This is a genomic window from Anaerocolumna sp. AGMB13020, assembly GCF_033100115.1.
In the GTDB taxonomy this organism is placed as follows: domain Bacteria; phylum Bacillota; class Clostridia; order Lachnospirales; family Lachnospiraceae; genus Anaerocolumna.
Genome location: NZ_CP136910.1, coordinates 4,239,871 through 4,265,568, shown reverse-complemented (window position 1 = coordinate 4,265,568; position 25,698 = coordinate 4,239,871). Strand labels below are relative to the sequence as shown.

The 25,698-nt window shown below is 37.5% G+C and carries 27 protein-coding genes; 5 read left to right on the top strand and 22 right to left on the bottom strand.

Features of this window, described 5'->3' with window-relative positions; translation table 11 throughout:
- Positions 1–10: 10 nt before the first annotated feature.
- The 7 genes from glnA to R2R35_RS17650 form a co-directional block, all read right to left on the bottom strand.
- Positions 11–1,342, bottom strand: a complete 1,332-nt coding sequence (gene glnA, locus R2R35_RS17680) for a type I glutamate--ammonia ligase (protein WP_317731157.1) — start codon at positions 1,340–1,342, stop codon at positions 11–13.
- Positions 1,343–1,537: 195 nt separating this feature from the next.
- Entirely contained in the window at positions 1,538–2,569 is a 1,032-nt protein-coding gene (locus R2R35_RS17675; RefSeq protein WP_317731156.1) for an HD-GYP domain-containing protein, read from the bottom strand.
- Positions 2,570–2,811: 242 nt separating this feature from the next.
- Complete coding sequence (locus R2R35_RS17670) at positions 2,812–3,606, bottom strand: ABC transporter ATP-binding protein (RefSeq protein ID WP_317731155.1); 795 nt, start codon at positions 3,604–3,606, stop codon at positions 2,812–2,814.
- Complete coding sequence (locus R2R35_RS17665) at positions 3,606–4,532, bottom strand: ABC transporter permease (protein WP_317731154.1); 927 nt, start codon at positions 4,530–4,532, stop codon at positions 3,606–3,608. Before R2R35_RS17665 ends, R2R35_RS17670 begins: the two co-directional genes overlap by 1 nt.
- 146 nt (positions 4,533–4,678) lie before the next feature.
- Positions 4,679–5,683 carry an ABC transporter substrate binding protein gene (locus R2R35_RS17660; protein ID WP_317731153.1) on the bottom strand — a complete coding sequence of 335 codons (1,005 nt, stop codon included), beginning with the start codon at positions 5,681–5,683 and terminating at the stop codon, positions 4,679–4,681.
- A 274-nt stretch (positions 5,684–5,957) separates the two neighbouring features.
- Positions 5,958–6,761, bottom strand: coding sequence for an OmpA/MotB family protein (locus R2R35_RS17655; protein ID WP_317731152.1), 804 nt, complete (start codon positions 6,759–6,761; stop codon positions 5,958–5,960).
- The gene (locus R2R35_RS17650) at positions 6,724–7,503 is read right to left on the bottom strand and encodes a flagellar motor protein (protein ID WP_317731151.1); all 780 of its coding nucleotides are present in this window, start codon (positions 7,501–7,503) and stop codon (positions 6,724–6,726) included. Before R2R35_RS17650 ends, R2R35_RS17655 begins: the two co-directional genes overlap by 38 nt.
- A 641-nt stretch (positions 7,504–8,144) precedes the next feature.
- On the opposite strand from R2R35_RS17650, the gene cax reads away from it, so the two are divergent.
- The 4 genes from cax (at position 8,145) to R2R35_RS17630 (ending at position 12,107) form a co-directional block, all read left to right on the top strand.
- Positions 8,145–9,191 (top strand): calcium/proton exchanger, encoded by a 1,047-nt coding sequence (gene cax, locus R2R35_RS17645; RefSeq protein ID WP_317731150.1) that lies wholly within the window; start codon positions 8,145–8,147, stop codon positions 9,189–9,191.
- A gap of 179 nt (positions 9,192–9,370) precedes the next feature.
- Entirely contained in the window at positions 9,371–9,697 is a 327-nt protein-coding gene (locus tag R2R35_RS17640) for a hypothetical protein (RefSeq protein WP_317731149.1), read from the top strand.
- Between the two features lie 75 nt (positions 9,698–9,772).
- Positions 9,773–9,955 carry a hypothetical protein gene (locus R2R35_RS17635; protein WP_317731148.1) on the top strand — a complete coding sequence of 61 codons (183 nt, stop codon included), beginning with the start codon at positions 9,773–9,775 and terminating at the stop codon, positions 9,953–9,955.
- Between the two features lie 343 nt (positions 9,956–10,298).
- Entirely contained in the window at positions 10,299–12,107 is a 1,809-nt protein-coding gene (locus tag R2R35_RS17630) for a trypsin-like peptidase domain-containing protein (protein ID WP_317731147.1), read from the top strand.
- 347 nt (positions 12,108–12,454) lie between these two features.
- Here the strand turns inward: R2R35_RS17630 and R2R35_RS17625 are convergent, their stop codons facing one another.
- The 14 genes from R2R35_RS17625 to R2R35_RS17560 all read right to left on the bottom strand — a co-directional run bounded on the left by R2R35_RS17625 (position 12,455) and on the right by R2R35_RS17560 (position 22,666).
- Positions 12,455–12,952, bottom strand: a complete 498-nt coding sequence (locus R2R35_RS17625; RefSeq protein WP_317731146.1) for a hypothetical protein — start codon at positions 12,950–12,952, stop codon at positions 12,455–12,457.
- A gap of 148 nt (positions 12,953–13,100) precedes the next feature.
- Positions 13,101–13,502, bottom strand: coding sequence for a hypothetical protein (locus tag R2R35_RS17620; protein WP_317731145.1), 402 nt, complete (start codon positions 13,500–13,502; stop codon positions 13,101–13,103).
- 73 nt (positions 13,503–13,575) lie between these two features.
- A complete protein-coding gene (locus R2R35_RS17615; protein ID WP_317731144.1) occupies positions 13,576–14,166 on the bottom strand; it encodes a GNAT family N-acetyltransferase in 591 nt (196 codons plus the stop codon).
- A gap of 59 nt (positions 14,167–14,225) precedes the next feature.
- The gene (locus R2R35_RS17610; RefSeq protein ID WP_317731143.1) at positions 14,226–15,101 is read right to left on the bottom strand and encodes an acyl-CoA thioester hydrolase/BAAT C-terminal domain-containing protein; all 876 of its coding nucleotides are present in this window, start codon (positions 15,099–15,101) and stop codon (positions 14,226–14,228) included.
- A 100-nt stretch (positions 15,102–15,201) separates the two neighbouring features.
- Complete coding sequence (locus R2R35_RS17605) at positions 15,202–15,414, bottom strand: hypothetical protein (protein WP_317731142.1); 213 nt, start codon at positions 15,412–15,414, stop codon at positions 15,202–15,204.
- Between the two features lie 193 nt (positions 15,415–15,607).
- Positions 15,608–16,243, bottom strand: a complete 636-nt coding sequence (locus R2R35_RS17600; RefSeq protein ID WP_317731141.1) for a helix-turn-helix domain-containing protein — start codon at positions 16,241–16,243, stop codon at positions 15,608–15,610.
- Positions 16,244–16,438: 195 nt separating this feature from the next.
- Positions 16,439–17,212: a hypothetical protein gene (locus tag R2R35_RS17595; RefSeq protein ID WP_317731140.1), complete on the bottom strand. Its 774-nt coding sequence runs from the start codon at positions 17,210–17,212 to the stop codon at positions 16,439–16,441.
- A gap of 146 nt (positions 17,213–17,358) precedes the next feature.
- Positions 17,359–17,877, bottom strand: coding sequence for a VanZ family protein (locus R2R35_RS17590; protein ID WP_317731139.1), 519 nt, complete (start codon positions 17,875–17,877; stop codon positions 17,359–17,361).
- A 249-nt stretch (positions 17,878–18,126) separates the two neighbouring features.
- Positions 18,127–18,633: a GNAT family N-acetyltransferase gene (locus R2R35_RS17585; RefSeq protein ID WP_317731138.1), complete on the bottom strand. Its 507-nt coding sequence runs from the start codon at positions 18,631–18,633 to the stop codon at positions 18,127–18,129.
- 145 nt (positions 18,634–18,778) lie between these two features.
- Complete coding sequence (locus R2R35_RS17580; RefSeq protein WP_317731137.1) at positions 18,779–19,084, bottom strand: hypothetical protein; 306 nt, start codon at positions 19,082–19,084, stop codon at positions 18,779–18,781.
- A gap of 217 nt (positions 19,085–19,301) precedes the next feature.
- Entirely contained in the window at positions 19,302–20,129 is an 828-nt protein-coding gene (locus R2R35_RS17575) for a class I SAM-dependent methyltransferase (protein ID WP_317731136.1), read from the bottom strand.
- A gap of 188 nt (positions 20,130–20,317) precedes the next feature.
- Positions 20,318–21,076, bottom strand: coding sequence for an MBL fold metallo-hydrolase (locus R2R35_RS17570; protein WP_317731135.1), 759 nt, complete (start codon positions 21,074–21,076; stop codon positions 20,318–20,320).
- Positions 21,077–21,272: 196 nt separating this feature from the next.
- Positions 21,273–21,833, bottom strand: coding sequence for a histidine phosphatase family protein (locus tag R2R35_RS17565; RefSeq protein WP_317731134.1), 561 nt, complete (start codon positions 21,831–21,833; stop codon positions 21,273–21,275).
- Positions 21,834–21,976: 143 nt separating this feature from the next.
- A complete protein-coding gene (locus R2R35_RS17560) occupies positions 21,977–22,666 on the bottom strand; it encodes an AAA family ATPase (RefSeq protein ID WP_317731133.1) in 690 nt (229 codons plus the stop codon).
- Positions 22,667–23,284: 618 nt separating this feature from the next.
- On the opposite strand from R2R35_RS17560, the gene R2R35_RS17555 reads away from it, so the two are divergent.
- Complete coding sequence (locus R2R35_RS17555; RefSeq protein WP_317731132.1) at positions 23,285–24,643, top strand: MATE family efflux transporter; 1,359 nt, start codon at positions 23,285–23,287, stop codon at positions 24,641–24,643.
- A gap of 181 nt (positions 24,644–24,824) precedes the next feature.
- Here R2R35_RS17555 and R2R35_RS17550 read toward each other — a convergent pair whose 3' ends face one another.
- Positions 24,825–25,340 (bottom strand): ferritin, encoded by a 516-nt coding sequence (locus R2R35_RS17550; protein ID WP_317731131.1) that lies wholly within the window; start codon positions 25,338–25,340, stop codon positions 24,825–24,827.
- Positions 25,341–25,698 lie beyond the last annotated feature (358 nt).

The following is a 25,698-nucleotide window of genomic DNA, read 5'->3' as shown; positions in this document are numbered from 1 at the left end:
ACATAAATATTTAAATGCGGTGTAAGTATTGATCAGTCTCCCACTTTGACACCTGTACAGCGTATTGGTTCCATTCGGAATATTTTGCTTCCAGATACTTCTTCGTCGTATGCTCTCCAAGAACTCCTTTTATCAGATCATCCTGTTCCAGTGCAGCTAAAGCTTCCTTTAAACTGGTGGGCAGGCTCTTAATATTTTTCTCTGTTTTCTCTGCTTCACTCATTTCAAAAATATTCTGATCCACACTGTCAGGTGGTGTCAGCTTATTCTTAATACCATCAAGACCTGCAGCCAGGCAGACAGCCAGAGCCAGATAGGGATTTGCCGCAGAATCAGGACATCTGAGCTCTACCCTTGCATTGCTTCCTCTTGCTGCCGGTATACGGATAAGAGGGCTTCTGTTGGTGGCACTCCAGGCAATATATACGGGTGCTTCGTAACCGGGGGTAAGTCTCTTATAGGAGTTTACCAAAGGATTTGTAATAGAAGCCATTCCGGGCATATGCAACATAATTCCTGCTATAAACTGATATGCTTCCGTACTAAGACCAAGTTTGCCGTTGGGGTCATCAAATAGATTCCTGCCATCCTTCTCAATTGACATATTAATATGCATTCCTGAACCATTTACACCAAATTTAGGCTTTGGCATAAAAGTAGCATGAAGTCCATGTCTTTTGGCTACGGTTCTTACCACCAGCTTAAAGGTCATGATATTATCTGCCGTCTTCATAGCATGGTCGTATTTAAAATCAATTTCATGCTGAGCCGGTGCAACCTCATGATGAGAGGCTTCTATGGTAAATCCCATGTCTTCAAGGGTCAGGACCATCTCACGTCTTGCATTCTCACCATTATCCAAAGGTCCTACATCGAAATAGCCGCCTTTTTCCATGGTATCAAGGCTTGGCTCGCCATTATCAAGGGTGTTAAATAAGAAAAATTCACATTCCGGTCCTACCTGAAAGGCATATCCCAATTCCTTCGCTTCTTCCACTACTTTTTTAAGAATATATCTGGGATCTCCTTCAAAGGGAGTACCATCCGGCCTATAGACATCACATATAAACCTGGCTACTTTACCCTGTTGCGGTCTCCAGGGAAATATCTCAAAGGTATCAAGATCCGGGTACAGATACATATCAGATTCTTCAATACGTACAAATCCCTCAATGGAAGAGCCATCAAACATGCACTTATTATCCAGTACTTTGTCAAGCTGACTGGTAGTAACGGCTACATTCTTCAGATTACCGAAAATATCGGTGAACTGAAGCCTGATAAATTCCACGTCTTCCTCCTTTACCAACCTGATTATATCCTGCTTTGAAAAACGATTCATATAATCCTCTCCCTTATATTATTAATTTCATAGTTACAGCTTCATTTAAGGACTGCAAAATTATGTCAAACAGTCTATATATCGAAAAATAAGCGAAAACGTCCTTCTAAAGAACATCTTCGCCTTTTGCTTCTATCATGATATCAGTCCTAATATTATTTGTCAATATAATAAAATTATACTTTAACCTTAACGCTAAATTACCAGCTTGGTTATACAATAATTTAAATATTTGGACTCATTTTTAAGATCGATTACTTCTTTTGTATCTATGGTTCTGATTACCGGCCGTAAAATACAATCCGAATAATTTTTTAAGACAATTGCCTGTATCCCGTTACTCAGTTCTACACAGGAACCGATGGGATATATGGTAACACATTTGATAAAGGCATCAATTACCATATTATCATAGAGAAGATTACCGTTGCCCATAAGGTATTCAACTGCTTCGGAAGGAACAAAGGCATCCCTGTAAGCTCTGTCCGAGGTCATGGCATCGTATGTGTCTGCCACAGCCAGTATCCGGGCATAGAGCGTGATCTCGTTTCCTTTTAATCCCCTTGGATATCCAGATCCGTCATATCTCTCATGATGCTGCAATACACCTGCTCTGGTAACACTTGTAAGTTCCTGTGCACCTAAAAGCATGGCATATCCATATTCCGGATGTTTCTTTAAGGCCTCATACTCTTCGTCCGTTAGCTTTTCCTTCTTGTCCAGAAGTTCCTGTGGAATCTGCTTCTTACCGATGTCATGAAGTATCCCTGCCGTCCCCAGATAATTCAGATCCTCCGCAGGCAGATTCAGCTTTATACCAACACTGACTGCCAGTATTGCAACATTTACACAATGGAGGTAGGTATACTCATGATGCCCCCATAAATGACGCATATTCAGCTCTACATCCTTATTGGTAATAACACTGCCGACAATTTCTTTAATCATAGGAAGCATCTCAGTTATACTTCCATTGTTGTTCACTATTTCCTCCAGCCTGGTAGCAGCCCGAAGCTTAAGTCCTTCATCTACGATGTCTTCAATCATGATTCCTTCTGAGATGTCATCTTCGATGTATAACCCGGTGTAACCCAGCGTCTTTAATCTGGCTAAAATACTTTCTGTTAACTCCAGGTTCTCTCTTAATAATATAATCCCTTGATTGCCATAAATCGGTTTAGCAAGAACATCACCGGGTGCAACTCTATCTATGGAAATAAATCTCATACTCCATATCCTCCAATTACGTTACGTCCTGATAAGGTGAACTCAGTAGAATACCAGCTCAGCTTATACTGCCTTGTAATCTCCGTCCTGTTAAATCAGACTGTTATAAAAACCAACTATCAGTTTACAATTATAACATAATATGTCGAATATGAGTAGATTTTCTTTTTACCAGATATTTCTTAAAAGAGTGAATACTATGATTTTTTCATTCAAAACGGTACAATTATTTTCATAACACCTTAGGATAATAGCATCCTGTCATTGCTGAATTCACTTCCGCTGACACTCTCAAATTTCTCCAGCAGATCTTTTACCTGAAGTTTTTTCTTTTCTTCCCCTGCGATATCAAAGATTATTCTGCCTTCATGCATCATAATCAAACGATTTCCATACTGAATTGCATGTTTCATATTATGTGTGATCATGAAAGCTGTCAGCGCATTTTCTTTTATGATGTTGTCCGTCAGTTCCAGTACCTTCTGGGCTGTTTTGGGGTCCAGGGCTGCTGTATGCTCATCCAGGAGCAGGAGCTTCGGATTCTTAAGTGTTGACATCAATAAGGTCAGTGCCTGTCTCTGACCACCTGAGAGTAGACCGACTTTGGAGGTGAGCCTGCTTTCAAGTCCAAGATCCAGTTTCTTAAGCTGTTCTGCAAACAGCTCTTTTTCTGCTTTTGAGATTCCCCAGCCTAATCCTCTCTTCTTTCCTCTGCGGTATGCAAGAGCAAGATTCTCCTCAATTTCCATATGTGCCGCAGTTCCCATCATGGGATCCTGAAATACTCTGCCCAGGTAGGCAGCTCTTTTATATTCCGGCATCCTGGTTATATCAATACCATCCAGTTTTATCTTTCCGCTGTCCGAATAATACACGCCGGCTATCATATTAAGCATAGTCGATTTTCCCGCACCATTACCGCCTATAACCGTAACAAAATCCGATTTCTCAAGTTCCAGATTGAGCCCCTTAAAGACGTTCTTTTCATTAATGGTATAGGCATTAAAGGTCTTATATAACTCATTTATCTCAAGCATTATTCTGCCTCCTTTACGATCCTGACCTTTTCCTTCTTGAATACAGGTATGGCCAAAGCTGCTGCAACCAGTACGGCAGTTAATAGCTTCTGATAATTGGTATTAAATCCAAGGAATAATACCGTTGCAATAATAATACGGTAGATGACAGAGCCTACTACGATGGAGATCAGCCTGACAGCAAAAGAGCGTACCTTCTTAAAGACTACCTCTCCTACTACAATAGAAGCAAGTCCGATAACAATGGCACCTACACCCATTGATACGTCTGCAAAGCCCTGGGTCTGGGCAACCAGTCCGCCAGAGAGGGCAATAAGCCCATTTCCTACCATAAGTCCAAGAATCTTCAGTGCATCCGTATTCGCTCCCTGGGCCCGCACCATTGCTTCATTATTGCCAGTAGCACGAAGAGCACACCCTGTTTCGGTTCCAAGAAACCAGTACAGGAAGATAATTACAAGTACAACAAAAATCAAACCCAGCCCCATAGTAATCAGTATCTGTAGCAGATTATAGCTGATGCCTGCTTTTTCGGAGAACAGCTCCAGAGCCATTGATAAGATTGTCTTCTTAGCAAGTAAAGGAGTATTGGCTTTTCCCATAATGCCAAGGTTGACAGAATACAGAGCTATCATGGTAAGAATTCCGGATAATATTGGTGGAATTCTTAATTTGGTATGTAAGAATCCCGTAATAGCACCTGCTGCCATACCAGCTGCAATTGATATCAGAAGACTTACCACCGGATGAAGCCCCAGACCGGCGATACAGACCGCGCTGACACTGCCTCCCAATGCAAAGCTGCCTTCACTTGTCAAATCGGGAAAATCCAGTATTCGAAATGACACGTACACACCGATAGCAAGGACTGCCCAGGCTAACCCCTGAGAGGTTCCTCCAAGTATTGATAAAATATATGATTCCATTTAATTTCTTAACCTTCCCTTCCTGCTGCTTTCTACTTCTGAGAAATGAAAAGTCTGCCCCAGCGATCTGCCAAAAGAAGCAGCCCCCGGGACAGCTTTTAGACTGTATGGACACGTACAGAAATACTCTGACTATTCAACTTATGTTAATTGCTCTGCAGTTCCTCTGGTATTATGATTCCCAGCTGCTTTGCTACTTCAGAATTAATCTGCAGTTTACATTTCTCATCCGGGAGGTATTCTATCGGCATGTCTGCTGTAGTAGCAGTACCTTCAAGTATTTTTACTGCCTGCTTGCCGGTTAATACTCCCAGTTCATAATAATCGATACCGTAGGTAGCCAGTCCGCCATTGTCTACCATACCGCCTTCACCGCAGATTACCGGCAGATTATTTGCATTAGCAACCTGTGCTACTGTGGACATGGAGGAAGCAATAAGATTATCTGTGGGAGCATACACAGCGTCTACCTTTCCAACCAGTGACTGAACCACCTGCTGTATCTCATTGGAGTTGGATACCGTTGAATCAATCACTTCTATTCCAAGTTCCTTACCGGCCGCTTTCGCAAGATCGGCCTGTACCACGGAATTCACTTCGCTGGAGGAATAAAGTACCGCAATCTTCTTCGCATCAGGTACCAGCTGTTTTAACAGTTCTATCTGCTTCTTAACAGGTGTCAGGTCTGAGGTTCCGGATACATTGCCGCCAGGTGCTTCATTTGAAGCTACCAGACCCGCACTTGCGGGATCGGTTACCGCGGTTACCAATACCGGAATGTCCTTTGTAGCGTTTACTACTGCCTGTGCAGATGGTGTTGCTATGGAAAGTATCAGATCCGGCTTGTCATTAACCTGTTTCGTTGCAATGGTACCTGCTGTTGACATATCCCCTTGTGCTACCTGATAATCCAATTCCAGATTCTTACCTTCTACATAACCGGCTTCTGCAAGGGCATCCTTAAAACCTTTATACGAAGCATCCAATGCATCATGTTCTACTAACTGATTGATACCGATTCGGTATACTTTTCCTTCTGATTTTGAGTTGCTGCTGCCTGTGGTGGTACTATTATCCTTCACACCGCAGCCTGTGAGTGCCAATACGACCATAGAGACCGATAATAACCCTGCTAATAATCTTCTTTTCATGTTTTCCTCCTACTGTATATCAGTTTAAAGCAGTTTCACTTTAATGTTGTGTAGTTTAACACTTTTACTCGTTAAAGTGTACAATGGGAATGGTGATTTGTCAATACTATTTTAAGAATACATGTATTGATTTCCTTATTTTAACAACCTGATTTATAGCATAGTCATTCCAGTATTTTACTCTGTTAAATACGTTTTAAGGCAGAAAAGAAGGCACTGTAATTCCTTTCCCTTACAGATTAAGGAATTACAGTGCCTTCCTGCTATGATTTTATCATTGATTATTTTCATCCGTATTTCCATTATTATTAAATAGAATCGTTATACTGATTCTTCTGTTCTTGGCTCTGCCTTCTTTGGTTTTGTTGGTGTCTATGGGATCATACTCACCATATCCGCTGGCTACCATTCGTTTGGGATCAATGCCATATTCATTTACCATATATTCTACTACATTTGCTGCTCTTTGCGCTGAAAGCTGCCAATTAGAGGTAAATATTCCACGGTTGATAGGTACGTTGTCCGTATGTCCGCCAATTTGTATCTTATTGTCTACCTGCTTTAAGAGCTGTGCAATAATGTCCAGATTTTTCTTCATATTGCTTTTGATATCTGCCTGTCCGCTGTCAAACAACACATCGTTGGAGAGGGTTATTACAATACCGCTATCCATAATGCTGATACTTAAGCTGTCTTTGAATTCCCCGTTTCCTATAGCATCATAAAGCCACTCTTTCAGCTGGGTATATTCATCTTTGCTGACTTCCGTAATATCTTCAATTCCGGTTCCTTTCCCTTCACCGACTTCCGCTTCTGTACCGTTACCATTTCCGTTTCCGGGATCGATTGTCTGACCACCGTTTAGCACACCGCCGCCCTGAGGTATAATGGATCCACCCTGGTTATTGCTTCCAAAAGCATCTCTTAAGGATGCCGCAATGTCCTCATACTTATCCTGGTCTGCGCTGCTGATCGAATAGAATAACACGAACAAAATCATCAGCAACGTTATTAAGTCAGAGTATGTCAGAAGCCATCTCTCACTGTTCTCTGACTTCTTCTCCTTCTTTTTCATCATCTAGGTATCCCTTTAGCCTTTCTACGATTAATGCCGGGTTACCGCCTTCCTGAATCATCAGTATCCCATCCATCATCATATTTTTTGTAACCAGTTCATCTGTATCTATTTCCTTTAGTTTTGTAGCTATGGGAAGCCAAAGAAGGTTGGCAGTACCAACACCGTACATGGTCGCAATAAATGCAATGGCAATGGATTCTCCCAGTACCGCCGTATCGCCGGAGAGATTACCCAATACATGTACCAGACCCATAACGGTACCAAGTACTCCCAGGGTTGGTGCATAACCACCGGCAGCTTCAAATACTGCAATCCCTTTTGAATGTCTGAATTCCATATTGTCAAGTTTCGTTTCCAGTATCTTCTTTATGATTTCAGGATCTGTTCCGTCCATTACAAGCTGTAATCCATCTTTGATAAAGGGATCATATTGATTATTCTGCAGCTCTGTTTCCAAAGATAAGAGACCGTTGCTTCTTGCAAGATTTGCAATTCTATAGAAGATTTCTATGATTTCTTTTCTGTTTTCTTTCTTGTTACGAAAAGCTATACCAAGAATCTTAGGTATATTTTTGAGCACCGATAACGGGAAGGAAACGCCGACAACTCCGATGGTACCACCGATAACGATCATGGCAGGTGTAAGTCTGAACAAAGCCCCCACATGCCCTCCATCTAATACAAAGGCACCTATTAACATACCGAACGCGAAAATTATACTAATTATCATTGTTATATCCATAATTTCGACTCCTTTTTGTCCTGGTTATTGTAATCAATAATCCGAAACCTCTCTTCGCCCTCCATCACCGCTCTGACCCTATCGATTATCAGCAAAGTGAATATCTTGATTTCTTAAGGTAATTACATCACCTATTTTATACAAAATATACTGTAAATCGATTCTTTTTGTCAAGATGATTTTTGTCCCTGAATCCCTGTAAAATCAGCTCATTCCTTGATTTGTGCGGTGTTCCTAAAACCCATTAGGATTAATTGACTATATGGCTCTCTGCCTGTTAAATCAGAATTATGTCAATTTCAGAAAACTATACCGGATAATTACCGGATTTCTCTCTTGTAAAGAATCAAATCTACTGAAAATAACCGGTTCGGTATAGCGCAAATATACAAATTTGTACCGTTTATATTTCTGCTTTATTGGTGATAACCTACAGTATATTTCTGGTTTTCTATTCATATTGACTCATTGATTTTATAAATACACAGGAGTATAATTCAGGGTACATTTGGTATGTCAGGCAGAATAATCAGTGGCACAGGGATAAGATACCGATGTTTGGAGCAGGGAAATATGATACGGAAAGGATGCCAGCGACTCTTTTGCTCTTACTATACAATGGCACTACAGGACTTTTACATATGAAATATTTAAAGTTCCTTTTACTCTGTGTTCCTTTTTCGATTTTGGGTTATTATTTAAAGTGGAATTCTACCCTTACCTTTTTTCTGATATGTTTATCCATTGTTCCCTTAGCCGGTTTGCTGGGTACTGCAACAGAAGAAATAGCTGCTTATACAGGTCCTAAATTTGGAGGTTTCTTAAATGCAACCTTTGGAAATGCCACGGAATTAATCATCAGTTTCTTTGCTATACGGGCAGGACTCTTTGAAGTGGTAAAGGCTTCCCTGGTAGGTTCCGTTCTTGGAAATATACTTTTGGTACTGGGCTGCAGCATCTTAGCCGGAGGGTTAAAGCATAAGGAATTAAAGTATGATTCCCAGCTTGGTACGTTTACTGCCACCATGCTGCTCTTTGCAGTTATTGGACTGTCCATTCCTGCTGTTTTTACATACCATGTATCAGAAACACTTGTTTCCTCTAAATATGAAAGCTTTAGCATCATTACAAGTGTTATCATGCTAATTATCTATGTCCTGGGAATGATTTATTCCTTCAAGACTCAAAAAGACCTGTATGGAGTGGAACATGCGGAAGATTTCGATTCTAATTGGAGCCTGAAATTAAGTGTTATCATACTGGCGATCTGTACCGTATTTATTGCCTTTGAGTCCGAACTTCTGGTCGAAACCATAGAGCCTATGACCTCCTCTGCCGGCATCTCTGAAATGTTCATCGGTATAATCCTTATTCCCATTGTAGGAAATGCTGCGGAACATAGTACCGCCATTATAATGGCTCTTAAAAATAAGATGGATATTGCCATAGAAATAGCAGTAGGTTCCAGTCTTCAAATCGCACTTTTTGTTATCCCGGTATCGGTACTTATCAGCCTTCTATATACGCCTATGAGTATTGTATTAAAACCGGTAGAGCTGTTTCTGCTCTTCTCCAGTGTGTTAGTGGCAAACCAGGTGGTCAAATCCGGAAGATCAAATTGGATGGAAGGACTGAAGCTGGTATCCATATATATTATCGCAGCGGTAGGTTTTTTTATAATAGGTTAAATGCAGGGAATGCATACTTTTACATAGAAAGTTCCTTACGAACACAAAGGTCTTAATCTGTATTTTCTGGAATTGATTCTGATACCGAAAATGTGGTATCATAAGAAAGCCTGCCAAGGCATACAGTTGAAGCAAACAGAAATAAGGAATCAATTCATAAACAGAAAGGATTTTGATGAATGACTGAAGAAATGAACAACTTAAATACCGATTTGAAAGAACTCTTTGTTGAAAACAAGCTTGATGAACTGACAGAAAAATTAGACAGTACGGAGAAAGAAACTGTCCTTACTATAACAAATTATAATTATGGAATTATAAAAGGCTATCTTGATACGGAAAAATTTGACCTGCTCCGTCAATATGTACGTTTTGTGGCATTTTCAAGTTTTCTCTGCGAATATGCCGGAAACAAACAGCTTGTAGACGCCTCTGTTTATCAGTCCATGGAGGACAGTTTTAAGACGATTCTCACATTTATCCAGAAAAGCAGAGAAAACAGCTAGTTCTTTCTGATAACTGAATAAATTTCCTGTCTATGTATATCATACTTATTATGCTTACAGGAAAGGAGTCATACAGTGGCACAGAAAAAAAATAATATCAAAGCGCATACTGACAGCCAGAAGGATGGGCTATCAAACTATAATACTATGGATAAAATCAATCTGGATTATGATTATAATACAGAGTATGGTGACGGAGATGTTCCTGATATCGACAAACCTGCACAAACAGGCGATAAAGTGAACGATTGTAAATAAACAGATGAAATTTCCCAGCATTTTAGGATTTTTCAAGCTTCTTCATAACGATAAAATGGCGGCAGTTGTGCCTGGTTTATAGGATACCATTGTCTGGGTGCTTTACAGCGAATTTGGTATCCTTTCACCTGTCCAGGTACAACTTGCCGCCCTTTTCATGATATTTAAAAGACTGAACAGAAAAATCCTCAAGTATGCCCCCATCTTATCCGGCTGTTTGAAAGCTCTTCTTCCTGGCCTGGCTATGGGCTGTTATTACTATATGCTTGCCCTGTAATAGCAAATAATGTATAATAAAGTCATTCTAACATAATAGCAACATAACATTAAGAAGGAGTACATAATGAAACAGATTAAGAAAACAGCTCTTATCATAATGACAGCTGCTGCTCTTGCACTATCCCCGGCTGCCATTCCCGGTATTCCCATTGTTCGTTATGCCGAAGCTGCTGCCGTTAAATTAAGCACCACCAATGCGACTGTGTACACAGGAAATACCCTTACTTTAAAAATAACCGGAACCTCCTCAAAAGTCACCTGGACTACCAGCAGCAAAAAGATTGCAACTGTATCCAGCAAAGGTGTGGTAACCGGTGTAAAGGCAGGCACAACAACTGTAACTGCTACTGTGGGCGGTAAAAAATACAACTGCAAAGTAACCGTAAGAAAACCTTTCCTGGATAAAACCACCTTAAAGCTTCAGAAAGGGAACACTGCTACACTAAAGCTTACCGGTGCCAAAGGGACCGTTACCTGGACCAGTTCCTCCAAAAAAGTTGCAACAGTTAGTTCAAAAGGACTTGTAACGGCCAAAGCTGCCGGCACCACCACCATCACTGCCAAGGACAAAAACGGTACCTATACCTGTAAAGTAACCATCATCGATTCAAAACTCACTGTCAGCACTTCAGAAATCTCCTTAAATCAGAAGAGCTACGTGACAGTCACCGTTAAGAATTCCTTAGATGATGAGCAAATACTCTACACGGTGGGAGATAAAAGCTTAATAACCTGTGAATGGGGTGACTGGCCCATCGGTCAAGACAGTTTAAAACTCTATCTTAAACCAGCCTCTACCAAAACAGGTTCAACCACCATAACCCTTAAAACCGAAGATGGTCTTGGTGAAGCAACCCTAAAAGTAACCGTAGGAAAAGATAAACGTACGGACAAGGATATACCTAAGGCATCTGTAATAGCAGAAAAATGCTCTCCTTCCGTAGTACAGATCACAACTGACCTGGCCCTTGGTTCCGGATTCTTTCTTGAAAAAGGCATACTCGCTACAAATTACCACGTAATAGAAGATGCCTCCTCTATAACTGTTAAGCTAACCACTGGAAAAGAGTATAAAGTCACTACTATCCTTGGCTATGACAAAGAGAAAGACCTGGCTCTCTTAAGTATCCCTAACGTGGGAGCACCTCTGACTCTTAGCCGATATGCTCCAAAGACCGGAGAAACTGCCTATGCAATCGGAAATCCATTGGGACTTGACAACACCTTTAGTACCGGAATCATATCAAACAGTTCAAGAGTAATAGACAAAGTAAACTATATTCAGACCGATACTGCCATCTCACCTGGAAACAGCGGAGGTCCTCTCTTAAATGAATTCGGTGAAGTTATCGGTATAAACACCATGCAGACAAAAGAAGGACAGAATCTAAACTTCGCAGTAAGCATAACCGAACTCTATACACTGGATACCTCTTCTCCAATTTCTGTGGGAAGCATTACGGTACCAAAAGAAGATGTGGATTACGATAAGGTAACCATTACAGAAGATACCGCCAAAAGCGGTAACATCGCCACAGCACAGGAAATACCAACCGGCTACTTTATAACCGGAAGCATTGATACCTCTGTAGTTGCAAATGGTCTGGATTCCTATAAAATAACACTTACCAAGAAATCCCGTGTAAGCTTGTTAGGCAGAACCACCACCGATTATGACACTGATATGGATAACATGTATATGGTAATATCCGATTCAACCGGAAACCCTATCTTGTTAGGCTATGAAGATGAAAGCGGTTTTTATGATATCTTTGCAGATCTTGATGCCGGAACCTATTACATACAAATCTTCACATTACCTTATAAAATATCTGTACCACTGCCATATATTCTCTACTACAACGTTTATTAATAACTAACATAGAAATTACTCAAAAAAGCTGCTGTATAACGATAACACCTCTTATTTAAGGAAGGGTTGTAATATCGGATTACAGCAGCTTTCTATAAATCTTAAATTTCTTGGTTTTTTAGATCTCTTAGTTTTTAATTTCTTATTTTATTTGCTTAATTTTAAATCTTTAATTAAAACTCCTAATCATTTAGTCTCTTAATCATTGGTCTCTTATCATTTAGTCTTTTAATCCTTAAATCTTTTAATCCTTAAATCTCTTAATCCCTAAATCTCTTAATCCTTAAATCTCTTAATCCCTATTAACAAGAAATTATCTTTATTTCTTATTATAGAAAGCTTTCTTATTAGGGAATAATGCGATATCTATTAACTGTTTCATCACTCCAGATGTGAGCTTCAATATATCGTTCCGGTCCGTATTTCCCATCATCATTCCAGTCCTGAGGTAATCCATACTTCTGAATAAGAATTCGTATTTCCTCATAAGTATATAACTTTTTACGATATTCCTTTCCATCATTAATTGTAGGACTAAAGGTAGGCATTGAATCGCCATAAGTAAATGATATCGTATTTAAGTCAAATTCCTCAATCGGAATTTTCACATAAGCACTATCTTCAAACCAGGTACTTAACCACGGGCTATGTCCGATCACCATATAATGTGGTGATTTCCTGGTTATAATACCTCCTTTCTTTTCAAACTCTGACCGGATTATCTTCTCACAATTATGCCTATACTCTATATATTTATCATGCCTTTGTGCACTTTGAGAATTCGGTTTTGATATCTTTATCTTCTCCAGCGTAGCTTTAGCCTCATTAATAGTTAATTCTGACAAATTGACAAATGGACCGATGGTTTTATCGAAATAATGATATAAATAAATTTACAACACCTCCAATGATAAAAAACTAATATATAACTGAAGGTAACAGTTATATATCTTCCCGTCAAAATATGAAAAATACTGTTCAGTCCAAATCGTATTATCCAAGGCTGGTTATCCATTTTTGATAAAAATCTTCCTGTTCAAGTGTGTGTGAGAATTTATCTAAATCCATATAGTCAAAGATACAGACTATATTATCAGCTTTGGCTTGCTCACCAAGCTTTATGATATATATTTTTTCTGTATAACTTGCCAAATGTGATTGACATACATTTAATAACGAACCAGCACATTTTAATCCAATACCAATATCTAAAAGTTGATCTCTAAACTGCTGAAAAGTAGCAAAATAGTATTCACCTTTCTTACTTATCGTTATTTCAGGAAGGATAGTCGATATTATAATTTCATCAAGAGTTTCATAATCGTCTATTTGCAGTTCTATCTCAAAATTCATTAAAGTATCTAATTTTATAGCTTGGATCACTTTTATCTCCATAAGTTATATTGCTCCATAAAATGTTAATATCATTGATCTACAATCAGTAGCAATTGCGAATTAGCTAAACTGTTCACGATAGCTTCTTCCTCATAACAAGTCCTTGTTCTGTTTCTAAAACCACTTGAAATCCCAACTTGTTATACAGCTCAAAATATCCGCCAAAATCCGATGATTGATAACTAGATTCTTTGTACGGGTATGCCTCCACGAAGTGGAATCCATCTTGTTCCGCATCCTGACATACACGCTCCAATAGCAGCGTGGCTATACCTTGTCTTTTCTTTTCCGATGCAATCATAAAGCAGAATACGGATTTCACTTTTATATCGGTGTCCGATTCTTCTAAAGGCACATATGACATAAATCTTTGCCAGCTGGCGCATTTCAAGCAATCTGATTTGGTATTGGCGTTGCACCACCCAACCACCTTGCCATCACTATAAGCAAGATAACCTTGAAGATTATTGCCTTTCACATATTGAAAAGCTAATTCTCTTCTTTTCTCTGCTGTTGACAAATCTTTGCTTATATAATCATCGTTACACCAACACACACAATAACATTTATGTTCCTCCACGTTATCATCGTGGGGTGTTACATCAAAAAAATTCACATACTCTTCTGCAAGGTCTGGTGTCAACTTGCGTATCTCTATCGCCATATTCCCTCCATTTTTATCAATAAAATGCATCTCATTATTATTTTTATGCTGATTCCTGTCTATAAGAATGTTTGTTGCAGAAATTGTAGTGTCGCATTCTCCATCTCTTTACGCTCCTGCATACACTCCTGTAGGTGCAGACGTTCGGAACGAAAAAGTATACGTAACAGCTTAAGTGATTTCTTTTGGGTCATTGGTAAAAGAAAATGACTCATATATTGAAAGGAAAGGTGCCGTACCTCATATGGAAAATGCTTCTCTGCCAATCGTTCAACAAGCTTTTCTGCATATGTATCACACGGCCATATAGTATCTGCTCTTGTAGACATTAATAAAATCGATCCATGTATTTTCTCTATTGGAATGACAGAATCCTCCGTGACATTTTTATCGCTGTTCATAGACAGCAAGGAAAATTGTTTTTCCAACAATAACATTTTAAACTTGCTAATTTTTCTAATTTTATACGGCGTAAATGGAAGTTCATTTCCTTTATAGCTCCAGCAGGAATTACCAGCAGGCCTTTTGTTAATCAGCCCTTCACTGATAAAGTAAGAAGGCACTCTGGCAATAACACCTTTGATATCCGATATGACAGCTGATGCATATAATGCATATTCTGATCCTTTGGAAATTCCATCTACTATAATCTTACTGTAACCACCCTTTTTCAGCCAATTAACAGCCCTTTCCATATACTCAATTGGTACTTTGGAAAGGTATTTACTTGTATACCCGGTATGGAACAAGCCGAGTGCTAATGTAGCGTAACCAAGTCCCTGATAGTATTCTCCCATTCTCTTACCTGTACCCAATCCACCTTCAGAACCTGAAATAAAAATAATCACCTGTTCCTTTTGCAGTGAAGGATAAAATATACCATCAAACCCTTCTTTGGGTACCGATGTTATTACCTGCTTAACATTTTCAGACATTTCGTACCTCCTTTTCTCTCGTTGTCTCTATTTCTTAGTTTACTACCGGGAAGTAAAGAATCACATACACTTAAGTATTTTCCAAACTTTGTTATAGATCTCATCCGTCGAGATTATTATCACACAAGCGGTTAAGTAGGAGGGCTGCTTCATGGGCTTTCTTTATGGCTGTTCTATCTTTTACAACAGGGATTTTGTCTGTATCAAGGGAATACACAGTTGCAACACTGGGACGTTTGACATTCATAAATTTCATTATGGTCAGTGCGTTTTTGGTCGGGATTACTTCCGTACCTTTTTCTGCTCCTACCATGAGTATTACTCCATTTTTCTGTTTTACAGCCTTCTGCTCTTTACGAAAATATGCAGCTGCAAAAAGCGTTTGAAAACGGCTTGCAATATTAAGGAGTGGTCCACTTAATGATGAAAACCAAATTGGTGCTGCAAGAACAACATTATCACACTCATCTAAATAAGGATATACAACATGAAAGTTGTTATTGCTTTTATTTTGTCTTTTTCATAATCAAATGAGTGGCAATAATAGAGGTTAGCAAGTACACCAACACCACAATAATCTCAAATACAAGACCAGAGTAGGAATGTGGGTAAAGCATCATTGCCATATTTGCCAATACTCTAATAGGAAAATATGCTGCAAGCCAAAAAGCAACAATATGAAATTTATGGTAGTATAACTTTGAATTCTCTGACTTAATTGCAATTTTACGGTATCCAAGTTCAAAGCTGACAACTACAACAATACTGACTATTGTTCCACTCAAAGAGAAGATAGGATTTTGAAAGATAAAGCAAACAATCAACTGATGAATTAAAATCATAACATTTAGACCAGTTAGAATAATGAATGATAATTGTCGATTAACTTCGTACTTTGTACTGTTTTCAGTTTCTTTCACAACGGGTACATCATAGTCACTTTCATAATCATCGTTCAACAGGTAATCAGTCGTAACACCAAAGAGCTTGCTCAACTGCAACACATTTGATGTTTCAGGCTGCGCTGTTTGCAATTCCCAACGAGAAACCGCCTGTCTGGAAACATTCAGTTTTTCAGCCAAATCATCCTGTGACATTCCTTGCAGCTTTCTAAGGTTTAATATTTTTTCTGCTAATTTCATATGTAGTTCTCCTTTGATATGGTAATATCATTATAGTAAAATACTCATTCTGATGCCACCACATCAACTTTACAGTTCCGCAACTTAACTTTACATTGTACAAATTCGTGGGGAGTTCAGTCTTTTTCTTTCTCTTGTATCCTATTAGCACTTATAATGCGGTGATAATACTCTATGATTCACTGATATTTTTTATCAGCCTGCTGGAGCGAGAAAAAGTGTCGATATACCGTTAAACGACAAAAGCTGATCGTAATCACCATAGTCATATTTACCCAATTCAGGGTAATCCTCCTTCTTCTCGAAGTCAATCACACCCTCTGCGATTTTTTGTGTTTGTAGAGTTGTTCCCTCCAATATTGATACATCAATATTATATACCCCCATATGACCCTCATACCGCACAAAACTGCCAGAACCATTGGTATACAAACTGGAATGGCTACCGTAAAGTTCCCCACAATAAATCAGTTTACCATTAACGACCGTAAAGACTGTATACTTGTAAGCAGCCTCACAATCACCCGTCTTTAATATAAATTCTGGTGCTCCATCCTGGTTCATATCATATAAGCAATACTGGCAATTCATAAGATAAACACCGTATTTATGGTCGTTGGTGTCGTCGCCTAATGTTGTTGTACCAGCCGCTATCCCCTGTAAAAGTAATATTATATAATTTCTTGTAACATCATCATACTGATTAAAATATTTCACAAATTCATTCTGATTCTCTGTTGTCAGAGTACGGCTCTCGGGTAAAAGTCCGAAAAGTTCCCATTTTTCAACAAAAGCTTGAAACTCATCATTAACAGAGGTATTTTTCACCGTGTCTGATGGCAATATAATTTCTGTCGTTTCACTCCTGGTGAGATGTGATTCTTCTGATAACACTCTTTGTTTGCATCCATATAATGATAATATTAACATCAATACCATTACCAAGAAAAAAATTTTTCTCATTTTCATAAAGATACCCCATTATAAATATCAAAAATTAGTATTTCAAATTATATTGTTAATGACTTTTTATACAGAAAATTTCCTTTATGGCACATAATTACCGTGTGACGAAGGATTTTGATTTTACTGAATTCTATTTTTAAATCAAACGATTACAAATTAGTGATTAAAATGATAGCAAGGAGTAATAACATTAAAACAGTTCCGATTGTTGCAATTAGATTAACAAATTTATGGGCTTTATCCCTATTACTAAATAATTTGTCAATTACCTTAAATATCAGGAAACCTATAATTCCTCCCAACGTATTATCGATGATATCAGTAATATCAGAAGCCCCTACAGCAAATATAAATTGCACTACTTCACATATCAAACTTATAACAAAAAATAATAAAAACTTCTTCGCAGTGGACCATTTCGAAAATAGTATCTCTACATAAATACCTAGAGGTACAAAAATTACTAAATTCATAATAATTTCTGAAAAATCAATTTTTCCGTTTACTACTAGGGATTCATGAAATGGAATTAAATTTATATTTCTGAGATATCCTATATTACTAAACGGCAGTTCTAATTTGAATACAATAATTTCAAACACAGCAATTAAATATATGATAAATAAAATAATTGTTACCTTATTCGCTTTATTTTTTTCATGTTTCATTTCTTCCTTTCAATCCTCCTCTTTTATATACAATACTATTCCTCCATGTTATGACCCATTATTTTTTGCTTTCGAAACAGTCTATCGTCTGGACTTTATCATACTTTTAATATTTCAAATCACCATGTCGAACGCCGCCCCGTTCCCATCTCTGTTCCGTACAGAATCCTATAAAAATTGGAACTGTTCTCTTAGATTTGATTCGCTTTTTGAAAGAATACGAAATAAAAATACGCTCATTTTATAGGATTAAGCATTAGAATAATGTATTAAATCAAGTACAAAATTATTTCGCTTAAATCCATTTTCTTCCACATGCGTTAATTTTAATCCAATTTTCATCAATACAGCTACACTTGCTGGATTTTCAGATACTGCTTCTGCTTTAAAAATTGCATTTGGGTACTCATTTAAAACATAATTCATTATTGCACTCGCTGCTTCGCTTGCATAACCACACCCCCAGTAAACTCGAGATATTTGATAATAAAGCCCATAAACAAAATTAGCTTTATCCATACAAATGCAACCAACCATACCAATAGCTTTATTATTTAGCAGAATAACAAAGCGGTCTATGAAGTCTTTGTCTGTCCGATTTATCTGATGTTCAATTAAGTTAATACATTCATCAATGGTATTCACTAAAGGTGTAAATGTATATTTTACTAATTCAAAATCGCTCCATAATTCAAAGAAATCGTTTGCATATTTAACATCAAACCCAACCAATGCAAGCCGTTTTGTTTTCAGCATTCTACACCTCTAAATATAAATATTTTTATATCACAATAAAAAACAATAGCGTATTAACAATTCCTTACAAATTCTTATTTGTTTATTCTTTATAACCCAATAAAAATAATGGGAAGTAACAGTATATCTATAGATTTAAATTTGCTTAATCAGCACTTTCTAAATAAATTATTTCTTTTCCTTCTTGTTTAGCATATTCTATTTCTTTTTTTACACTTTCTCCTATATAACCATTAACATTTACAACAAAAATTGCATCAGACAAAGCAATTTTTATTCTATGTAATTCACCTAATGTATTTTTTTCATTTTCTGTTAAATCTCTATCCATAACATGAGGTATAATTCCTATTACAGCATATTCATTTTCTAATTCTAATCGTTCAGACATCTCTTGTATTTTATTCCAAAACCTTACCGAACCACATAAAGTTACTACTTTTCTCTTCACAATTATTTCTCCTCACCTGTTCATTTATAATAAGATGGAATGTTCAGAATCTCATAAAATTAGAATTTATAACTTCTCATTCCAATTATCGAGGTACATCCTCATTGGTTCATTATAAATATAATGTTAAGTTCATGCTCCCTAGGAATTGGAAGTTGTTGTTATGTTTTTGTTCGTTGTTTATTAAGATTGCAAGCTAAGCAATGTCAGATTATGTTTATTTTCTGCCCATATATAATTGGAAAATGAAATCTATTTTATTGTGATTGCCGTGTTCTATGATTGCTTCTTTTATCCCAGCATAAAGTAACTTTCGATTACTGTCTGGTAAGCCTCTATGGTCAGACATAGTTTCAAGCCAGGTAATATATTCATCTGCATTAAATACTTTATAACTATCATAAAATTTCATAGATACATCCTTGAAACCATAAGTCCTTAAATCCTCAAATCTAAAGGAATTGTAAATTTCGGATGGCTTTTCAAAATCTTTTTTTGATTTTTTTATTGGCCTTGTATCTGATGTGTAATAACTATAATAATGTTTTTCATAGATAGCTTGTATTTCATCATTTAGCTCATCGCCATTAGCAGCAATAGCATTATAACGAAACAAGGCAATTGTTCCACCATCTTTTAACAAGCGAAATGCTTTTGGACACCCTATTTCGGCATCTATCCAATGAAAAGCTGTCGCAGAATAGATTAAATCAAAACTACTTTCTTGTAATACAGCATCTTCAAAAGAAGAAACGACAACATTAAATCCTTTACGACCACTAAATCTTTTCAAAAGAAAGTCTGCCATATTTGAACCTATCTCAATAGCCGTTACGTCATATCCTGCATCAAGAAAAGGATGAGTGGCTTTTCCTGTTCCTGCCCCTATTTCAACGGCGTGTTTTCCCGTCAGAGCATTGGAATAATTTATAACCTCTTCAAAAATTTCTTGTGGATATTCTGGTCGCATTTTATCATAATTTTCGACTATATCGTTAAAATGTAATCTTTTATTGCGTTCCCAACCCATTTCAATAGTAGTCATTTTTAGCCTCCGCTAATATATAAATAAAAATCAGTTCACAGTTACTAACAACAGCGAACCAAATTCCCTCTATCATATATCTCTGATTAGTTTATTCTTTATAAGATTAATAAATATAATGGGAAGTTCTGAATTAAATACGAACTGAAAGTTTACTTCATATTCTGCAAATACTTCAAAGGTCAGTTTTAGAGTTTATCAATTGAATAGCAAATAGCACTCTTCCCATCTCCAAAAAGATGTTGTTTGTCTACTCCACCAAACCATTCATAGTCCTTATCACCTTCGCCTTTGGTTTCTATTAAATCAGCAACACCATCTCTTAATGCAGTTATCAAAGAAATATTGTCCATTTCTTGTGCATGACCATGTAGAATATAATCAGCCTCTTTCGTCACATACATAATTTTATCGAGATTATTCAATAATTCCTTTAACATTTTGCTTTCATTAAGCTGCATCCAAAGTCCATGGTTAATACCGTCCCCTGTAAACAAAACTCTATCCTCTTTTAGTAAAAGGCAGATACCTCCAGGCGTATGTCCAGGTAACGAAATAATATCAAGCGTTAGCCCACCAAGGTCAATAACATCACCATCCTTAATAGGTTTAAATGGTGGCATATGTAAATTGTGTTTCTTACACGCTTCAACGAACTCCTGAAACGCCATATGTTCTTTCGCAACCTCATTGTCATCTGGATTCATATATGCCTCGTCAAAATATATATTTCCAAATATATGGTCACAGTGGCCATGAGTATTTACTACCATGAGAGGTAAATCTGTCAAAGTACGAACCACCTCATATACATTCTCATATCCGTTCATTGTATCAATAACTAAAGCCTTTTTGTCTCCTATTACCAAATAACCAGTAGCTTCGCCATTATCATCCATCAGATAAATATGATCATTCAATTTCTTAACTTTAATTCTTTCAAACATTTAACTTCTCTCCTACATATTATTATTTGTCTATATACTACGCATGACCTCTAAACTTAATGAGAAATATCATAACTTCTCAGTTTGCTAATAATAAGCTGTTTAGTAACTTAAATTTAAACTAATCATTGTAAATATAATGGGAAGTTCGATGTCGCTATCAACTGTTAAATAAGATAACAATAAGAGTGTGAACTTAGCAAAAGGAATAGATACATTGTTCCTTTCCTATTTCATAATTGCATTCTACAATTTCGGCTGGTTTCATTTCTTCAATATAAGTCAAGGTTCTTAAGGACATCCCATGCCCGACAAGAATTACTTTATCATATTCTGCATATTTATCAGCAACTCTTCTCATCCTTATTCTCATATCGTTAACCGTTTCCCATAACTTTCTAGTTCCTAATGGATAAACACCTTTACATTTAACGAATTCTTCTGTTAGGCGAAAAGCTTCTTCAGATGTAGTATATTTATTTGATAAATCAGGAAGCCATTCATGTAAATCAAGTTCTACCTTAACCACAATACTAGTGTTTCTCGAAATAATCTGAGCTGTTTGTAATGCCCTAGTATAAGGGGACGAAATAATTAGTTCAGCAGTTTTTAGTCTCTCATCCTTAGCCGTTTCCTCTGCTTGTGCTATGCCTTTCTCAGACAATGGGGCTAAGTCTCTTCCAAAACCAAAAAAATGATGTTCCATTAATTCACTATAGTCAGCCTCGCCATGTCTTATTAAGTAAAAAGTTGCCACTATAACACCTCCGAAAATACGTATATATCATTAGTTCATATCGCCACCTACAGCATGTCTCAATTTCTTAATACTATCATCTCTAATAAATATAATGGGTAGTGAATTTGCTCATAAATTGGAATTTGTAGTTCTAGATTCCTTCACAATAAATGATTAAGAATATCTATAATTTTCTCTAGATTGTGTATTACAGATAATGTTCCATCAATTACAATAACAGGACAACCAAGTTTCATTGCACATTCTTCAACTGCTTTTGAATCGCGATTTTTTATTTCTTTTAGGAATTCCATTTGTTGTGCAAACATATCGCCACCATCAAGAACTCTTGTTCCGAACCTTTTTTCTTCCCTCGCTTGAACTCTCTTCAATCTTTCTTCAAGTGGCGTTTGAACCCAAAAAGCAATATCAATACGAGAAAGAATTTCATCACTCCAATTCATTGTAACTCCAGAAATAATAAACCTAGGATGAGTCTTTATATTCTCCATAATTGCAGTTTGTACTTCACTCTTTGTTCTGGGATTAGAAAAAGGTAGTTCGTCTAAATGATCTGTATCAACTACACTGTTATTTTCTAAGGACAATTTTCTTGATTCTCTTTGCTCAGGAAAATAATAATCTTCCATATCCATCTCAAAATAACCTATTTGTTTTGCTAAAGCATGAGTTAGAGTCGACTTCCCACCTCCATTCAGACCGAAAATAGCAATTCCCTGCATTTTGTATCTTTTCTCCAATTGGCACTCCTGTAATTCCACACTATCAATTATGTCTTCTAACAGACTACGAACTTTATTCTTAATAGTTTGAACATCCTTTCTCCACAAATTCAAATCCTCTATTACGCATTATCGCTAATATACTAGTTTAAATATACCACTATATGGATAATATTTCAAATTATATAAAATTATTTCGATTAAAACCTTCTTACGTTATGACAATATCTTTCAATTTTCATTCCTTACTCTTTCACCCTTACTCTTTCACTTTACAATAAACTTATCCTTTCCAAGTAATCAAATCCCCTAATCGTCGAAATCCAAAGAAAATCCGGCTTCCTCTTTGGGAGTTTTGTCTCGGAAAGGTTCCAGCATCCACTTAGGCTGCACGGGTTGCGCCAAGTTCCGAAAAAGCCATGTCTGAGCGTCATAAAGCCTCCACAACCACAACCAAAAATCGCGAGTTTGGCTTTATCGGAACTGTCTTAAGCAATCCTTGCAGCCTTAGTGGATGCTGGGTTCTTGTCCGAACAAAACGCACAAAGAGGAAGCCGGATTTTCGTCCCCTTTCCACAACCTACTCCTCCCCATAAACCTCAGAAATCCCCTCCATTCCAAACCTCCAAATCCCCCTCCCCCTTGACCTTCCCCCTCAAAAGGCGTATAATACCTTTTTACACGGTCACATTAGTCTCCGTTAGAATAACTTACAGGTGATAAACAATGAAGTTTAAGTTTCTAAATCAAAACATGGAACAGCGCCGAGAACTTATTTTAAATGGAAATGTCTTCTCAACAATCCTGCTCCTTTCAATACCCGCACTAATGATGGGTGTGGTACAATCTCTGATACCCGTTATAGATGGTCTGTTTCTAAATAATCTTGCAGGTACAACAGCCGCCAGCGCTGTAACCTACTCAACTCCCATCGTCAATATGACTGCCGCCCTCTCACAGGGTTTAAGTGTCGCAGGAATGGCAATCATCGGGCAGTCAAATGGCCGGGGAGACTTTAAAGCCAGCAGACGTATAACAATACAATTAGTAGTCTTTGCATTTATCCTGGGCTTTGTATTGGCTCCGCTGTTAGTTGGCCTGGCCTTTCCCATCTCCTCCCATGTTGACAAAGAAATTGCACATTATGTATTCCTCTATATCTCTTTGAATGCGCTTGTTCTGCCATTCTCATTTCTGGAATCCATATATAACGCAATCAAAAATGCCAGCGGTAAACCTGAGGATGCCTTTATCCGTATGATTATTATGCTGGTGCTCAAAGTACTTTTTAATACCCTGTTCGTAGCTGTATTCTCCTGGGGCTTGATTGGTTCTGTAATGGCATCCCTGGCCTCTAATATCATTATAACCCTATGGATGTTCTATGAACTCTTTGTTAAAAAATCAGGGGACAGATTGGACCTAAAAGGCTTCCATTTTGAGAAAGCTACCATCCGTCAGCTACTGCTCATCGGTTTTCCTTCGATGCTCTCCAGTCTCATGCTGAACTTAGGTTTCTTCTTAATCAACAATGAGGTAGAGAAATACGGAGCAATTGTTTTAAATGGTCAGGGCATTGCCAATAACATAACCTCCGTTTGCTTTATCCTCCCTTCCTCCTTTGGTTCTGCCGTAACCACCATGGTCAGCATGAACATCGGAGCCAGACAAAGCAAAAGGGCAAAATATTCCTGCTTGATAGGCTGTATCATCAGTGCCATTACTGCAACAATATTGATTGCCGTAGTCGTACCACTGTCCTCCCACATCACGGTCCTGTTTACCCGTGAACCGGAAGTCCTGGCAATCGCCAATAAAGCGCTTCATATATATACATATTCCGTCATCGGCTTTGGAATCTGTATGGTAGAACAGGGAGCCTTTATCGGACTGGGTAAGACAAAGATTACACTGGTGCTTAGTATCCTGCGTGTTTGGCTGCTGCGATATATCTTTATTCTGGCTACTGAGCAGCAATTAAGCTACTATTCCGTATTCTGGGGGAACCTCTTCTCTAACTATGCAGCTGCACTTATAACAACAATCCTGATTCTGCGGGTGAAATGGAAGTCAGATTTACACTAGCTCCCATCGTATTCCATACTGCTTACAAGCGGCACTACGGAAAGCAGTATGTTAAAAGTTGCTTCTGAATCAATATAGTACAAAAAACCGGCAATCTTCTATATAATCTGCTCTCAGCCAAAGGCATGGGAGGTATATAAGAAAATTGCCGGTTTTTTTAATTTAATAGTATGATTAAAAATTAATCTAAAACAAGTGAAGGTGCTGCATAAACTCTTGACTTTAATTCATTATCCAACATATACAGTCCCTTTGGATCTCCTGCAAAAAGTTCAAATTTCTTGATATTGTCCTCTGCATTCTTCTCTTCCTCTCCCTGTTCTTTGATGAACCAGTCAAGGAACTGCATGGTACGAAAATCTTTATTACGATAAGCTGCTTCATATATGGAATTAATAGAGGCAGTTACAAATTGCTCATGTTCCAATGCCTGCGTTAAAGGCTCTTTAAAATCCTTGTAGCCGCCTTCCGGTCCTGCAATCTCAGTTAAGGTTACCTGCTCTCCGTTGTTTAATAGATATTTTCGGAATAATAATGCATGATCTCTTTCCTCCTGCATCTGGACGAAAAACCAGTTCTCAAATCCATCCAGGCTCTGATCTGCATAGTAATTAGCCATATCCATATACAAATAAGCAGAATAGAATTCCTTATTCACCTGTTCATTTAAAAGTTTTGATACTTCCGGGTTTAACATATGCCATCATCCTCTCTAATATATTCTTCTCAATTATGTACATTCTTCCCCTGATATATACTTTTCGGTGTATTTGAGACACTTTGCAGTATTAAGTTACAACACAGGTTTGTACATAGTTAGATTATAACATATTTGCTCTCAATTGGAAATGATGTATAGAACTTATTGGCAGTTTATTATTTGGCATACATATATTTATAATAAAGCATAAAACAGAATCAACTTTATTGAGGGGTTATAGAGTTTTCAGCTGTCTTATGCTTTATTATAAATATATGGCTGAAATATCCAGTAAATTACGTTTTTTATTGTAACACATATTTACTACTTTGTCAAATTATATTGGAATAATTCC

Excerpts from the sequence above, each read along its gene's own strand:
- R2R35_RS17675 (WP_317731156.1), bottom strand. The coding sequence starts at position 2,569 with ATGAGATTTATTTCCATAGATAGAGTTGCACCCGGTGATGTTCTTGCT.
- R2R35_RS17615 (WP_317731144.1), bottom strand. The coding sequence starts at position 14,166 with ATGGCGATAGAGATACGCAAGTTGACACCAGACCTTGCAGAAGAGTAT.
- R2R35_RS17660 (WP_317731153.1), bottom strand. The coding sequence starts at position 5,683 with ATGAAAAGAAGATTATTAGCAGGGTTATTATCGGTCTCTATGGTCGTA.
- glnA (WP_317731157.1), bottom strand. The coding sequence starts at position 1,342 with ATGAATCGTTTTTCAAAGCAGGATATAATCAGGTTGGTAAAGGAGGAA.
- R2R35_RS17605 (WP_317731142.1), bottom strand. The coding sequence starts at position 15,414 with ATGGTAGGAGCAGAAAAAGGTACGGAAGTAATCCCGACCAAAAACGCA.
- R2R35_RS17595 (WP_317731140.1), bottom strand. The coding sequence starts at position 17,212 with ATGAAAATGAGAAAAATTTTTTTCTTGGTAATGGTATTGATGTTAATA.
- R2R35_RS17590 (WP_317731139.1), bottom strand. The coding sequence starts at position 17,877 with ATGAAACATGAAAAAAATAAAGCGAATAAGGTAACAATTATTTTATTT.
- R2R35_RS17575 (WP_317731136.1), bottom strand. The coding sequence starts at position 20,129 with ATGACTACTATTGAAATGGGTTGGGAACGCAATAAAAGATTACATTTT.
- R2R35_RS17555 (WP_317731132.1), top strand. The coding sequence starts at position 23,285 with ATGAAGTTTAAGTTTCTAAATCAAAACATGGAACAGCGCCGAGAACTT.
- R2R35_RS17550 (WP_317731131.1), bottom strand. The coding sequence starts at position 25,340 with ATGTTAAACCCGGAAGTATCAAAACTTTTAAATGAACAGGTGAATAAG.
- R2R35_RS17600 (WP_317731141.1), bottom strand. The coding sequence starts at position 16,243 with ATGAAATTAGCAGAAAAAATATTAAACCTTAGAAAGCTGCAAGGAATG.
- R2R35_RS17570 (WP_317731135.1), bottom strand. The coding sequence starts at position 21,076 with ATGTTTGAAAGAATTAAAGTTAAGAAATTGAATGATCATATTTATCTG.
- R2R35_RS17610 (WP_317731143.1), bottom strand. The coding sequence starts at position 15,101 with ATGTCTGAAAATGTTAAGCAGGTAATAACATCGGTACCCAAAGAAGGG.
- cax (WP_317731150.1), top strand. The coding sequence starts at position 8,145 with ATGAAATATTTAAAGTTCCTTTTACTCTGTGTTCCTTTTTCGATTTTG.
- R2R35_RS17620 (WP_317731145.1), bottom strand. The coding sequence starts at position 13,502 with ATGGAGATAAAAGTGATCCAAGCTATAAAATTAGATACTTTAATGAAT.
- R2R35_RS17670 (WP_317731155.1), bottom strand. The coding sequence starts at position 3,606 with ATGCTTGAGATAAATGAGTTATATAAGACCTTTAATGCCTATACCATT.
- R2R35_RS17650 (WP_317731151.1), bottom strand. The coding sequence starts at position 7,503 with ATGGATATAACAATGATAATTAGTATAATTTTCGCGTTCGGTATGTTA.
- R2R35_RS17655 (WP_317731152.1), bottom strand. The coding sequence starts at position 6,761 with ATGATGAAAAAGAAGGAGAAGAAGTCAGAGAACAGTGAGAGATGGCTT.
- R2R35_RS17665 (WP_317731154.1), bottom strand. The coding sequence starts at position 4,532 with ATGGAATCATATATTTTATCAATACTTGGAGGAACCTCTCAGGGGTTA.
- R2R35_RS17630 (WP_317731147.1), top strand. The coding sequence starts at position 10,299 with ATGAAACAGATTAAGAAAACAGCTCTTATCATAATGACAGCTGCTGCT.
- R2R35_RS17640 (WP_317731149.1), top strand. The coding sequence starts at position 9,371 with ATGACTGAAGAAATGAACAACTTAAATACCGATTTGAAAGAACTCTTT.
- R2R35_RS17585 (WP_317731138.1), bottom strand. The coding sequence starts at position 18,633 with ATGCTGAAAACAAAACGGCTTGCATTGGTTGGGTTTGATGTTAAATAT.